The organism is Methylobacterium sp. V23, from assembly GCF_002917135.1.
Taxonomy (GTDB): Bacteria; Pseudomonadota; Alphaproteobacteria; order Rhizobiales; family Beijerinckiaceae; genus Methylobacterium.
This window is the reverse complement of the sequence record NZ_PDHT01000031.1, coordinates 16,982-29,815: the sequence shown is the minus strand read 5'-3', so window position 1 is coordinate 29,815 and position 12,834 is coordinate 16,982. Positions and strand designations below refer to the sequence as shown.

Here is a 12,834-nt window from a genome sequence, read left to right as displayed (position 1 = left end):
CGTCTCCCTTCCACACGGGAGAGAGGCGCGCCGTCGCCGACGAGCGTCGGTTTCTCAGCCCTGCGTCTCGGCCAGATGCAGTTCCACCAGCGCGTCGAAGCTCGCGTCGCCCGTGAAGCCCAGTGCGAGGGCGCGGCGCGTGTCGAAGGCCTCCGGCCAGGTCTCGACGATGGCCTGGATCGCCGGGTTCGGCTCGCGCCGGATCAGCGCCACCGCCGCGTCGCCGCCGACCCGGCGCAGGGCCTCGATCTCGTCGGCCACCGTCGCCGAGAGGCCCGGCATGGTGAGGCTGCGGCGCAGGCCCAGGGGGGCAAGGTCGATGCGGGCGGCGTGCAGCAGGTACTCGGTGGCCGAGCGCGGGCTAGCGAACCAGTGGCGCACGGTGTCCGGCACCGGCAGGATCGCCTCCTGGCCGGCCAGCGGCTCGCGGATGATGCCGGAGAAGAACCCGGACGCCGCTTTGTTCGGCTTGCCCGGGCGCACGCAGATCGTGGGCAGGCGCAGGCCGATGCCGTCGAGGAAACCGCGCCGGCTGTAGTCGGCCAGCAGCAGTTCGCCCATGGCCTTCTGGGTGCCGTAGGAGGTGGCCGGCGTCAGGATCATGTCGTCCGGGATGACGCCCGGAAGCGGCGGCCCGAACACCGCCAGCGACGAGGTGAAGACCACGCGCGGGCGATAGCCCTCGGCGACGTGGGCGTGGCGGATCGCATCGAGAAGCAGGCGCGTCGCGTCGAGGTTGACCCGATAGCCCTTTTCCAGGTCGGCCTCGGCCTCGCCCGAGACGATCGCCGCGAGGTGGAAGATCACGTCCGGCCGGCCGATCAGCGCAGCCTCCGCCGCTCCTGGGGTCGAGAGGTCGGCGGCGGCCGTGACGACGGAGCCGGTGAAGCCTGCGGGCGCTGTCGGCTCCACCACGTCCACCAGGGTGAGGGCCCGGGCATCGCCCTGCGTGGCGAGGGCGTCGGTGAGGCGCCGGCCGATCATGCCGGCGGCGCCGAGGATCAGTGCGTGCATGGGTCGTCTGTCTCCGGATGGGGGGTCAGCGCATCAGGTCGAGGGCGCGGGGGAAGAAGTCGCGCCCGCCGAAATTGCCCGATTTGAGAGCGAGCAGCATGGGATCGCCAGGGCCCGATGCCCCCTGCCCGAGAGTGCGCAGCACCGGCACCCCGGCGGCGATCTCGGGACCGAGCCGGAAGGCCTTCAGGCCGAGCCGGTCCACGACCGCCCCCGAGGTCTCGCCGCCCGCCACGACGAGGCGGCGCACGCCGCGGGCCACCAGGCCTTCCGCGATTCGGGCCAGCGCATCCTCCAGGGCGTGGCCGACCCGGTCGCCGCCATGACGGGCCTGGAGCGCCCGCACGGTCTCGGGTTCGGCACTGCTGGCGATGAGGACGGGGCCGCCCCCGATGTGCGCGCCGGCCCAGGCCAGGGCGGCCTCGATCTCGGCCTCGCCCGCGAGCACCCGCTCGGGATCGAGGCGGCGCACCGGCATCAGAGCCTCGGCCGCCGCGATCTGGCCGAGGGTCGCCTGCGAGCAGCTGCCGGCGAGGCAGGCGGCGAGCCCGCCCACCGGCGGGCCGAGATCCGCCGCGCTGTCCGGCGCCGAGGCACGCCCGGCTGCCACCAGGGCGCGGGCAAGGCCGAGGCCGAGGCCTGAGGCGCCCACCGAGACCCGATGGCCGAGCGCCGCCATGCCCAGGGTCTCGAGGTCGGCCTCCCGCACGGCGTCGGCGATCGCCGCGCCAGCGCCCTCGGCGGCAAGCGCCTCGAGGCGCGCGGCCACGGCCTCGGCGCCCCGCGCCACGGTGGCGAAATCCACCAGACCCACGGGCGATGCGCTCTGGCGGCCCAGCACCCGCACGAGATTGGCGTCCCGCATCGGATTGAGGGGATGATCCTTCAGCGGGCTTTCGTTCAGGGGCACCGCGCCGACGAAGAGGTTGCCCTGGTAGACCGTACGTCCGGTTTCCGGGAAGGCGGGGGTGACCAGGGCGATGGTTTCGCCGGCATCGCCGCGCAGGGCGTCCAGGACGGGGCCGATATTTCCCGCATCAGTGGAATCGAAGGTCGAGCAGATCTTGAACAAGACGTGGGCGGCGCCCTGTCCGCGCAACCAGGCCTCGGCCGCACGGGAGCGCACCACGGCCTCCGCGGCCGGGATGGAGCGGCTCTTCAGGGCCACCACCACGGCGTCGACGCCGGCCAGATCCAGGTCGTCGGTGGGGATGCCGATGGTCTGCACCGTGCGCAGCCCCCCCTTGGTGAGCGTGTTGGCGAGGTCCGAGGCGCCGGTATAATCGTCGGCCACCGATCCGAGGGCGAGGCTCATCGGCCGGCCTCCCGGACCTGCGAGGCGCGATAGGGCTCGAACCAGCGCAGGCCCGCCTCCGTGCCGGCGGCCGGGTTGTACTCGCAGCCGACGAAGCCCGCGTAGCCGAGCCGGTCGAGCTCGGCGAAGAGGAAGGCGTCGTTCATCTCGCCGGTGCCGGGCTCGTGCCGGGCCGGGACGCTGGCGGTCTGTACGTGCCCGACCATCGGCATCAGGTCGCGCAGGCGGGTGGTCACGTCCCCGTGCAGGATCTGGCAGTGGTAGAGGTCGAACTGAAGCTTCAGGTTCGGCAGGGCGAGGTCCGTGATCAGGCGGGCGGCGTCGCCGAAGTCGTTGAGGAAATAGCCCGGCATGTTGCGGGCGTTGATCGGCTCCAGCACAAGGTCGAGCCCTTCGCGCGCCACGCGCTCGGCCGTCCAGGCCACGGCCCGGCGATAGGCCGCTTGCGCCTGGGGATCGGCGGCATCGGCCATGCCGGCCATGAGGTGAACCCGGGCGACCCCCGTGGCCTGCGCGTAGGTCAGGCCGGTCTCGACGCCCGCCTGCAGCTCGGCGAACCGATCCGGCAGGGCGGCGAGGCCACGCTCGCCCGCCGCCCAGTCGCCCGGCGGCAGGTTGAACAAGGCCTGGGTCAGCCCGAACCGCGCCAGACGCTCGGCGATGGCCTCGGGCGGATGGTCGTAGGGGAACAGGAACTCCACGGCGGTGAAGCCCGCCTGCGCCGCCGCCGCGAAGCGGTCGAGAAAGGCGTGTTCGGTGAACATCAGGGTGAGATTGGCGGCAAAGCGCGGCATGGGCTCGGTTTCCCTTCAGGCCTTGGACGACGGCAGGGTGACCCCGGCCACCTGCGCGTAGAGGCGGGCCACCGAGGCGTCGTCGTCCCGGCCCATGCCGGAGCCGGACGCCATCAGGAACATCTGCAGCGCGGCGGCTGCGACCGGTACGGGGTACTTTTCCGCCCGCGCCATGTCCTGCACGATGCCGAGATCCTTGACGAAGATGTCGACCGCGCTTTTCGGGCTGTAATCACCGTCGAGGACATGCGGCATGCGGTTCTCGAACATCCAGGAATTGCCGGCCGAGGCCGTGATCACCTCGTAGACCTTGCGGAGGTCCAGGCCCTGCTTCGCGGCAAAGCTCATGGCCTCGCTGGCGGCGGCGATGTGCACGCCCGCGAGCAACTGGTTGATCATCTTGAAGGCGGCGCCCTGCCCGGCCGCGTCGCCGAGCTCGTAGAGCTTGCCGGCCATGGCCACGAGGGCCGGGCGCGCCGCGTCGAAGGCCGCCTTGGTGCCGGAGGCCAGGAAGGTGAGTTCGCCTTCGGCTGCGCGCACGGCGCCCCCGCTCATCGGTGCGTCGAGGTAGTGGCGGCCGGTCTCCTCCAGACGCGCCGCGAGGCGCCGGGCGACGGCCGGGTCCATGGTGGCGGAGGAGACGAACACCGCGCCCGCCCGCATGGTTTCGGCGGCGCCGCCGGGCCCGAACAGCACGGCCTCGGTCTGGGCGGCGTTAACCACGACGCAGACCACCACGTCGGCGCCCTCGGCCGCCGCCGCGGGGTTCGCCGCCGCCCGCCCGCCGGTCGCGGCAAAGCGCGCGACGGCGTCCGCGTTCACGTCGCAGGCCGAAACCTGGAAGCCGGCCCTGAGGAGCGCGCCGGCCATGCCGGCGCCCATGGAGCCGAGGCCGATGACGGCGGCGCGCAGGGTCTGGGTGTTGCTGCTCATGGGGACCTGTCGGGTATCCTGTCGGGAAAGAAGCCGGCGGGGCTGACCCGCCGGCGTCGGCGGTTCAGCGATTGACCACGTGCTTCGGAGTAACGAACACGCAGACCGCGCCGATCACCAGCATGCCGGCGAGGGCATACATGCCGGCGGCGGTGCTGCCGGTGGAATCCCGCAGGGCGCCGATGACGTAGGGGCTGGCAAAGCCCGCGAGGTTGCCCACCGAGTTGATCAGCGCGATGCCGGCGGCCGCCCCGGCGCCGCTGAGGAAAGCGGTGGGCAGGGACCAGAACAGAGGCGCGCAGGTGAGCACGCCGCCGGCGGCCACGGCGAGCGCCGCGATGGCCACGACGGTGCTGCCCGCACTCGCGGCGACCACGAAGCCCACCGCGCCGCAGAGGGCGGGGACGATGAGGTGCCAGCGCCGCTCGCGCATCCGGTCGGAACTGCGGCCGAGCAGGATCATCACGAAGACCGCGAACAGAAACGGGATCGCGCTGACGAGGCCGATGTTCAGGTTGCCCTGGATGCCCGAGGCCTTGACGATGGTCGGCATCCAGAAGGTCAGGCCGTACTGGCCGGTGACGAAGGCGAAGTAGATCAGGCTCATGAACCAGATCCGGCCGTTGCGGAACACAGTGGCGATGGAATGCGGGCTCTGTTCCTTGCCGGCGCCGTCGGCGGCGATGTCGCGCTCGATGACCTGCTGCTCCGCCGGATTGAGCCATTTGGCCTCGGAGGGACGGTTGTCGAGGTAGAAGAACACCGCGAGGCCCACCAGCACCGCCGGCACCGCCTCGACCACGAACATCCACTGCCAGCCGGACAGGCCGTAGGCGCCGTTGAAGGCGTCCATGATCCAGCCGGAGAGCGGGTTGCCGAAGATGCCGGAAACGGGAATCGCCGACATGAACACCGCGATCACGCGGGCGCGGCGATGGGCCGGGAACCAGGTCGTGGTGTAGAGGATCACGCCCGGGTAGAAGCCGGCCTCGGCCAAGCCGAGCAGGAAGCGCATGATGTAGAACGAGGTGGCCGAGTTCACGAACATGAACCCGGCGGAGATGATGCCCCAGGTGATCATGATGCGGGCGATCCAGACCCGGGCACCGACCCGGTGCAGGATCACGTTCGAGGGAACCTCGAACAGGAAGTAGCCGATGAAGAACAGGCCGGCGCCCAGGCCGTAGACGGTCTCGCTGAAGCCGAGCTCCTGGGACATCTGCAGCTTGGCAAAGCCCACGTTGACGCGGTCGAGATAGGCGACCACGTAGCAGAGCATCAGGAACGGCACGAGCCGCCAGAACACTTTGCGATAGGTCTGTTCGACGAAATCCGCTGCGGGCGCATCGACGCCCCGCGCGGTTGCGGCCTGCACGCTCATGTTTCCTCCTGCCGGCGCGCTTTGCGCGTCGCCGTTCTGGCGTTGCACCATCTTATCGCGGCACTACTCGTCTTGGCAGCGCTTGCATCTTGCGTAACAGATGTTGGCAGCGCTGCCAATCTGATTGTTGTGCTCAACTAAGCTTGCTATGGGCTGTGCAGCCCGGGACCAGAGATGAAGGTCGACGATGAACGTCCAGAGGTCCCTGCAGGAGCCCGAGCGCCGACTCGTGACCCTGTCCGACGTGGCCCGCGAAGCCGGTGTCGGCGAGAGCACGGTCTCGCGCGTCCTGCGCAACCAGGGCTCGTTCTCGAAGGCTACGCAGGATCGGGTCGCGGAGGCGGTGGCCCGCCTGGGCTACGTCCCGAACCGCCTCGCCGGCATGCTGGCAGGCTCCGGCTCCACGGCGGGGGCCAAGCTCGTGGGCATCGTGATCCCGTCGCTCACCAACATCGTGTTTCCGGACCTCCTGCGGGGCGCCACGGCGGTCCTCGACCGCGGCGGCTTCCAGAGCGTGATCGGGGTCTCCGATTACGACCCCGAGCGCGAGGAGGCGTTGATCGGCGCCCTCCTCTCCTGGCGTCCTGCCGGCCTCATCGTCACCGGTCTGGAGCACACGCCCGGCGCGCTCGCCCGCCTGCGGGCGAGCGGCATCCGCATCGTCGAGATGATCGACACCGACGGGGCCGGACTCGACATCGTGGTGGGATTCTCGAACCGGGCGGTGGGCTGCGACAGCGCCCGGCACCTCTTGGAGCGGGGCTACCGACGCATCGGCTATGTTGGCCACGACATCACGCAGGATCTCCGCGCCGCCAAGCGGCTCGCGGGGTTCTGCGAAACCCTTCAGGAGGCGGGCTGTCCCCTGGCGGAGCGCGAGATCGCGTCCGGACCGTCTTCGGCCGCGGCCGGGCGGGAAGCCCTGGCGCGGCTGGTCGCCCGCCGGCCCGACCTCGACGCGGTCTACTTCTCCAACGACGACATGGCGCTGGGCGGCTACTTCCACTGCCTGACGGACGGGATCGCGGTGCCGGGACGCCTCGCCCTGTTCGGCTTCAACGCCCTCGACATCGCCGCCGCCCTGCCGCAGCCACTGACCACCATCCGCACGCCGCGCCTGGAAATCGGCGCCGCCGCCGCCGAGCGCCTCGCCGCCGACGGCCCGGCCGAGACCGTCGATCTCGGCTACGAACTGATCGCGGGCGCCACCGCCTGAGATCGCCCCGCCCTCCGGTGACCTGAAGGTATCCCATGAGCGAATCGAAGCTTCGCGAACAGATCTGCCGGTTCGGCCGCTCGCTGTTCGAGCGCGGCCTGACGCCGGGTTCGTCAGGCAACATCTCCCTGCGTCTCGACGACGGCGGCTGGCTGGTGACGCCGACCAACGCCTCGCTGGGCTTCCTCGACCCGGCGACGATCACGCGCCTCGACGCCGCCGGCACTCTGGTCTCGGGCCATGCACCGACGAAGGAGATCCCACTGCACGCGGCGCTCTACGACAGCCGAACGGAGGCCCGCGCCATCGTCCACCTGCACTCGACCCACGCGGTGGCGGTGTCGATGCTGCCCGAGATCGACCCGAAGGCGGTGCTGCCGCCGCTGACGCCCTATTACCTGATGCGGGCCGGGGCCACGGCCCTGGTGCCGTACTATCGCCCCGGCGATCCGGCGGTGGCGGATGCGATCCGGGGTCTGGCCGGTCGCTACGCCTCGGTGCTGCTGGCCAATCACGGCCCGGTGGTGGCCGGCACCACCCTGGAAAATGCCGTCTTCGCCACCGAGGAGCTGGAAGAGACGGCCAAGCTCTACCTCCTCCTGCGCAACCTCAACCCGCGCCATCTCAGCCCGGGGCAGGTGCAGGATCTCGTCAGCCATTTCGGCCTGAGCTTGCCGGAGCCTGACGGCCACGATCACGACCACGGGCATTGAAAGGCGCGCAGAAAAACTCCTGCGCGGCTGAGACCCTTTTCGCGCCGCCACCGCGATCGGCGCCGTGGGCAGGGTTGCGGTGACCACGCGAGGGCCTTCTTGTCAGGCCGCCACCTCGCTCTGCGCCGTTGGCAGGGTTGCGGCGATCTCGGCGGCGATGCCGGCCGAGGCGATGTTCTTGGATTTGGCCTCGATCTCGAAATCCGCCCAGGTCATGTGACGGGCCACCAGGGCGTTCACGGCCCGGTTCCACATCATGTCCGAATGGGCCGCGAGATCGCGCCAGTTGTGACCCGCCTCGGTCAGGGCGGCGAAGTCCGGCAGGGCGTCGGCGGCGTGCCCTTCCAGCAGGCCCTCGCGTGAGACGCTGATATGGGCCACGGGGCGCACGCCCCGCCAGGACTCGCGCACCCGCGCGACGCGGGGATCGTCGGGCTCGATATACGCACCCCGGCTCTCGACCCAGTGGTGGTGCAGGTCGAGCACCACCGGCACGACGTCGGCGAGGCCGAGCACCGTGTCGAGGCCGAAGAAGTTCTCATCGTTCTCCACGGTCAAGAGATCGCGGGCGGTCTGGGAGAGCTTCGGCAGGCTCGCGCGAAACCCTTCGATGCCGGGGTCGCGGGCACCGACATGGATGTTGATGTGGGCCCCGTGCGGGTGCCAGCCCTGGCCATAGCCGAGCATCGCCATGAGCTCGGCGTGGTGCTCCAGCTCCTCGATGCCGTTGCGCTGGGCTGCCGGGTTCTGCGAGGCGATGACGCAGAACGGGCCGGGATGGAAGCTCAGGCGCACCGCCCCGGCCCGGGCGATCCCGCCGATCCGGGCGAGGCCGTCCTCGACAAGGCGGCGCATCTCGGGTTCGGCGTAGATGTCCTGCGCCACCGCATGGGTGTAGCCGGGCAGGACGTTGCTGGCGATCCGCAGCAGGCGCTCGATCACGGGGCGGGCGGCGACCCAGGTCACTTGGCGCTCCAGGGCGCCGAGGTTGTGGCGCACGAGGCCTTCGAGCTTGTCCCGACGCGCGGCGGGCGCGAGGCTCTTCAGGTGCGCCATGGTGGCGTGGGTGAGGTTCATCTGCAGGGTCGCCTCGCGGGCGGCCTTCAGGGTCTTGAAGGGCTCGGAGGGCGGTTCGAGGATGAACTTGCAGCAGAAGCCGAGGCGGGGTGCGGAATCGGTCGGGGCTGGATCGGTCGAAGTGGGATGCGTCATGGGGCGATAACGCGGTGGAGTGGCATTGGTGCACGGCCGGAACCAGGGACCGGATGCGGTGCGTTGCCCCCGCGCCGACGGCCCCCGTCAGCGCCGGAGTGTTCCATGGACGCCAAGCTCGCAGAGGCCAAGCTAGCAGAGGCCAAGCTCGCGGATCAGGTCCGGCGCGCGGCCGACGTCGCCCGTCGCCTGACCCTGGCCTATCCCCGGGGATCGCGCCGCGACGACTTCCCCTTCGCCGTGGTGGCGGCCTTCGACACGGAGATCCGGGGCCGCGTCGAGCGCGACCGCCGGATCGAGGACGAGCGCGACCGGGTGCTGATCGCCGCCGTCAACTTCGCCGAGACGCCGGCCGACGACGAGCCCGAGGCCGTGGAGCCGGCGCGACGCGCCCTCATCGCGGCCATCGACTATCTCCAGGAGGCGACCCTGCGCTTCGGAATCGTCAACCGCGAGGGGGCGCGCCTCGGCTACGGCGAGGCCGGCCAGCGGGTGACGACCCTGGCCTGACGGGCGCTTCGCCGAATTTGTGAGGCCCGCCCTGCGACCTCGGACCCGGCCCGCGCGTTACCCGCACCCGCCGGCGCGATTTCGGCGGTTCGTCCTATCAGCGTGGTTTCCTCCCGATGCGTCGCCTGTTCCCCGTCTTCATCGCCGCCGTCGCTCTCCTGGCGGGGGTGATCCTGTTCACCTTCGTCAAGCACGGCGACACCGCCCACACCCAGCCTGTGCCGGAAGCCGGCGCGAGCGCCCGCTGATGCCGCGCTGGTTGCCCCTGGCGGGTGCCGCCCTCCTGGCCATCCTGGTGGTGATCGGCCTCGGGTTCTGGAAGTACGACCGCCTGCAGGAGGCGCGCATCGAGAATGGCGGACGTCCGGCCATTCCCGCCTGCGCGCCCGACCGCGTCGGCGAGACCGGGCTGGCCGCCAACTGCCCCGGCACCGCCTTCCCGCCTGCCAAGGCACCCTGAGGGTCGAGCCACCCTGAGGAACCGGACGCGGAGTCCGAGGCACAGAGCGCACGAACGGAGGCTGGAAGGATGCGCGGTCCCCCTGCCTGGTCCTGGCGCGGCTCCTTTACAGCCTTCGTCTTCCTGCAGGGCTGCCTCTACGCCGCCTACGGGATGGTCTCGCCCTTCCTCCCGAGCTTTCTCGACGCGCGCGGGCTCGACGCCTCCGAGATCGGGATCGTTCTCGCCGCCGGAACGCTGATGCGGCTCGTGGCCGGACCGGTGGCGGGGCGGATCGCGGATCGCCTCGACGCCACCCGGGCTGTCCTGGCCGCCGGAGCCGCCGCTGCCGGGCTCCTCGCCTTCGCCACCCTCCTGGGGCACGGTTTTCCCGCGCTCCTCGTCCTGGGCCTGGCGCAGGCCGTCGCCCTTGCGGCCCTCGCACCCCTGGCCGACGCCCTCACCCTCGCGGCGATGGAGCGGGAGAAGACCTTCGCGTATGGCTGGGTCCGGGGCGCTGGTTCGGCCGCCTTCATCCTGGCGACCCTGGTATCCGGTCAGGCGGTCGCCTGGGCCGGATTGCCCAGCATCCTGGTGTCGAGCGGCCTGCTGTTCCTGCTCACCGCCCTCGCCGTCCGCCGGGTGCCCGCGACCCCACGGATCGGGCACCCGAGTTCGCCGCTTCCGGAGGCGCCCACCCGCAACACCCTGCGTGACCTGCTCGCGGTTCCACTCTTCCGGCGGGTGCTCCTGGTGGCGGCCCTCGTCATCGGCAGCCACGCCCTGCACGAGGCCTTCGCGGTGATCCGCTGGCGCGCGGCGGGCCTCGGCCCCGGCACCGTCAGCCTGCTCTGGTCCCTGGCCGTGCTCTCGGAGGTCGTGGTGTTCGTCCTGTGCGGCTCCTGGCTGCTGGAGCGCCTGGGCACCGCCGGGGCTGCGATGCTGGCGGCCGGTGCCGGGATCCTACGCTGGGCGATCATGGCGACGACGGTGGCGGTGCCGATGCTGGCGATCGGCCAGGCGCTGCACGGCTTCACCTTCGCGCTGCTGCATCTGGCCAATATGCGCCTCCTGGCCGACCTCGTGCCCGCCCGCGGCGGCGCCACTGCGCAGACCCTCTACGCGACTCTCGGCCTCGGGCTCGCCAACACCGTCCTGACCGGCCTGTCCGGGTGGCTCTACGGGCGGTTCGGGGCGGATGCGTTCTGGAGCATGGCGGCGCTCTGTGCCGGGGCGCTGCCCCTGGCGGCCGGCCTCCGGCGCCCTGCCCCGCCGGCCGCCTGACCGCGGATCAGGGTCGGCACGCCCGCAGGAAGAAATCGAGCGAGCGCTTCAGCGTCGCGCGCTTGACGTGGGTCATACCAGGCCGCTCCAGGCCCAGCTCCGTCCGGTCGACGAATCCCCGGATGGTCAGGCCCAGGAAGGCATCGGCCGCGTGCCGGACATCGTCCACCGCGATCGCACCGGAGCGCACGCCGTCCTCCAGGCAGCGCTCCACCAGGGGCACCACCCGCGCCAGTCCGAAATCGTGGAGGGCCCGGGCGAATTCCGGGAAGCGTCCGGCCTCGGCCACCATCACCCGCCGGAACGCGATGCAGTCCGGCGTGACCACGGTCTCGAGGATCGCCAGGGCGATGCGGTGGAGGCGCTCCTCCACCGATCCGGCTTCCGCCGCCACCTTCTCGATGGAGGGCACGTTCTCCTCGATGAAGCGCACGCACACGGCTTCGAAGAGATCGACCTTCGAGGCGAAGCGCGCGTAGATCGTCTTCTTCGAGAGGCCGGCCGAGCCCGCGATGGCGTCGATGCTCGCCGCCTCGAAGCCCTCGGTGAGGAACACGACCCGGGCGGCGTCGAGGACGCGCAGCAGCACGTCGCCCTCGGTCCCGCGCGGCGGGCGACCCAGGCGCCGGGATGGCGACGGCATCTCGTCCCTCTGAGCCACGGCGCGGTATCCTCTCCCCGGGAAACGATGCCAGTCCTTTCCGAGGAAGGCCAGGGACGCGGCGTGATGCGGATGTGGACCCGCCGCGTCCCGACGTCTCCGTCAGAAGAAGGCCTGCAGGCCCGTCTGCGCCCGGCCGAGGATCAGCGCGTGCACGTCGTGCGTGCCTTCGTAGGTGTTCACCGTCTCGAGGTTCTGGGCATGACGCATCACGTGGTACTCGCCCATGATGCCGTTGCCGCCGTGCATGTCGCGGGCGACCCGGGCGATGTCGAGCGCCTTGCCGCAATTGTTGCGCTTGATCAGCGAGATCATCTCGGGCGCCATCCGGCCTTCGTCGAACAGGCGCCCGACACGCAGGGCGGCCTGGAACCCGAGGGCGATCTCGGTCTGCATGTCGGCGAGCTTTTTCTGCACGAGCTGGGTCTGAGCCAGCGGCCGGCCGAACTGCTTGCGCTCCAGGGTGTAGGACCGGGCCCGGTGCCAGCAATCCTCCGCCGCCCCCATGGCGCCCCAGGCGATGCCGTAGCGGGCTCGGTTCAGGCAGCCGAACGGTCCCTTCAGGCCCGAGACGTCGGGCAGGAGCGCGTCCTCGCCAACCTCGACATCCTCCATCACGATCTCGCCCGTGGTGGAGGCGCGCAGGGAGAGCTTGCCCTTCAGGGTCGGCGCGGAGAGGCCCTTCATGCCCTTCTCCAGGATGAAGCCCCGGATCGCGTCGTCGTGGGCGTCGGACTTCGCCCAGACCACGAAGACGTCGGCGAAGGGCGCGTTCGAGATCCACATCTTGGCTCCCGATAGGCGGTAGCCGCCGTCGACCTTCACCGCCCGCGTCTTCATGCCGGCGGGATCCGAGCCGGCATCGGGCTCGGTCAGGCCGAAGCAGCCGATCCACGCCCCCGCGGCGAGCTTGGGCAGGAATTTCTGGCGCTGCGCCTCCGAGCCGTAGGCGTGGATCGGATACATCACCAGGGAGGATTGCACGCTCATCATAGAGCGGTAGCCGGAATCCACCGCCTCGACGGCGCGGGCCACGAGGCCGTAGGCGACGTAGGAGGCGCCGGCGCCGCCGTAGGCCTCCGGCAGGGTGACGCCGAGGAGCCCGCGTTCGCCCATCTTCCGGAACAGCTCCGGGTTGCTGGTCTCGTGCGCGTAGGCCTCGACGATGCCGGGCAGCAGCTCCTCCTGCGCGAAGGCCCGGGCGGCCTCGTGGATCGCGCGCTCGTCCTCGGTGAGCTGGTCGTCGAGGAGGAAGGGGTCGTCCCAGGCGAAGCTCGCCGAGGCGGGGGCGGTGGGCGCAGCGGAGCCGGGCGGGCGCGTCGGGGCGTTCATGGGCGGTTCCTCGGGTTTCTGTGTTCCGGC

Annotated in this window: 14 protein-coding genes; 6 read left to right on the top strand and 8 right to left on the bottom strand. The window is 71.0% G+C overall.

Going from position 1 to position 12,834, the window contains the following annotated elements; translation table 11 throughout:
• Positions 1 to 54 precede the first annotated feature (54 nt).
• From denD to CRT23_RS22190, 5 genes are all read right to left on the bottom strand, one after another.
• The gene (gene denD, locus CRT23_RS22210) at positions 55 to 1,014 is read right to left on the bottom strand and encodes a D-erythronate dehydrogenase (protein ID WP_103711835.1); all 960 of its coding nucleotides are present in this window, start codon (positions 1,012 to 1,014) and stop codon (positions 55 to 57) included.
• A 25-nt stretch (positions 1,015 to 1,039) separates the two neighbouring features.
• Positions 1,040 to 2,329 (bottom strand): 3-oxo-tetronate kinase, encoded by a 1,290-nt coding sequence (gene otnK / locus CRT23_RS22205; protein ID WP_103711834.1) that lies wholly within the window; start codon positions 2,327 to 2,329, stop codon positions 1,040 to 1,042.
• Positions 2,326 to 3,123, bottom strand: a complete 798-nt coding sequence (otnI, locus tag CRT23_RS22200; RefSeq protein WP_103711833.1) for a 2-oxo-tetronate isomerase — start codon at positions 3,121 to 3,123, stop codon at positions 2,326 to 2,328. The genes otnK and otnI overlap by 4 nt, the downstream gene beginning before the upstream one ends.
• Positions 3,124 to 3,138: 15 nt before the next feature.
• Entirely contained in the window at positions 3,139 to 4,056 is a 918-nt protein-coding gene (ltnD, locus tag CRT23_RS22195) for an L-threonate dehydrogenase (protein WP_103711832.1), read from the bottom strand.
• Positions 4,057 to 4,120: 64 nt separating this feature from the next.
• Complete coding sequence (locus CRT23_RS22190; protein ID WP_055951677.1) at positions 4,121 to 5,437, bottom strand: MFS transporter; 1,317 nt, start codon at positions 5,435 to 5,437, stop codon at positions 4,121 to 4,123.
• A gap of 205 nt (positions 5,438 to 5,642) precedes the next feature.
• Between CRT23_RS22190 and CRT23_RS22185 the strand changes: the two genes are divergently transcribed.
• Both CRT23_RS22185 and CRT23_RS22180 read left to right on the top strand, forming a co-directional pair.
• Positions 5,643 to 6,653: a LacI family DNA-binding transcriptional regulator gene (locus tag CRT23_RS22185; RefSeq protein WP_055951757.1), complete on the top strand. Its 1,011-nt coding sequence runs from the start codon at positions 5,643 to 5,645 to the stop codon at positions 6,651 to 6,653.
• Between the two features lie 35 nt (positions 6,654 to 6,688).
• Complete coding sequence (locus tag CRT23_RS22180) at positions 6,689 to 7,366, top strand: aldolase (RefSeq protein WP_055951680.1); 678 nt, start codon at positions 6,689 to 6,691, stop codon at positions 7,364 to 7,366.
• Positions 7,367 to 7,468: 102 nt separating this feature from the next.
• On the opposite strand, the gene CRT23_RS22175 is transcribed toward CRT23_RS22180, so the two are convergent.
• A complete protein-coding gene (locus tag CRT23_RS22175) occupies positions 7,469 to 8,578 on the bottom strand; it encodes a UV damage endonuclease UvsE (RefSeq protein ID WP_103711831.1) in 1,110 nt (369 codons plus the stop codon).
• A gap of 105 nt (positions 8,579 to 8,683) precedes the next feature.
• On the opposite strand from CRT23_RS22175, the gene CRT23_RS22170 reads away from it, so the two are divergent.
• The 4 genes from CRT23_RS22170 to CRT23_RS22160 all read left to right on the top strand — a co-directional run bounded on the left by CRT23_RS22170 (position 8,684) and on the right by CRT23_RS22160 (position 10,811).
• The gene (locus tag CRT23_RS22170) at positions 8,684 to 9,088 is read left to right on the top strand and encodes a hypothetical protein (protein WP_103711830.1); all 405 of its coding nucleotides are present in this window, start codon (positions 8,684 to 8,686) and stop codon (positions 9,086 to 9,088) included.
• A gap of 116 nt (positions 9,089 to 9,204) precedes the next feature.
• A complete protein-coding gene (locus tag CRT23_RS29660) occupies positions 9,205 to 9,336 on the top strand; it encodes a hypothetical protein (RefSeq protein ID WP_274533606.1) in 132 nt (43 codons plus the stop codon).
• The gene (locus tag CRT23_RS22165) at positions 9,336 to 9,548 is read left to right on the top strand and encodes a hypothetical protein (protein ID WP_103711829.1); all 213 of its coding nucleotides are present in this window, start codon (positions 9,336 to 9,338) and stop codon (positions 9,546 to 9,548) included. Before CRT23_RS29660 ends, CRT23_RS22165 begins: the two co-directional genes overlap by 1 nt.
• A gap of 69 nt (positions 9,549 to 9,617) precedes the next feature.
• A complete protein-coding gene (locus CRT23_RS22160) occupies positions 9,618 to 10,811 on the top strand; it encodes an MFS transporter (RefSeq protein WP_103711828.1) in 1,194 nt (397 codons plus the stop codon).
• Positions 10,812 to 10,818: 7 nt separating this feature from the next.
• Here CRT23_RS22160 and CRT23_RS22155 read toward each other — a convergent pair whose 3' ends face one another.
• Both CRT23_RS22155 and CRT23_RS22150 read right to left on the bottom strand, forming a co-directional pair.
• The gene (locus CRT23_RS22155; protein WP_146056462.1) at positions 10,819 to 11,472 is read right to left on the bottom strand and encodes a TetR/AcrR family transcriptional regulator; all 654 of its coding nucleotides are present in this window, start codon (positions 11,470 to 11,472) and stop codon (positions 10,819 to 10,821) included.
• Positions 11,473 to 11,574: 102 nt separating this feature from the next.
• The gene (locus CRT23_RS22150) at positions 11,575 to 12,804 is read right to left on the bottom strand and encodes an acyl-CoA dehydrogenase (RefSeq protein ID WP_103711827.1); all 1,230 of its coding nucleotides are present in this window, start codon (positions 12,802 to 12,804) and stop codon (positions 11,575 to 11,577) included.
• Positions 12,805 to 12,834 lie beyond the last annotated feature (30 nt).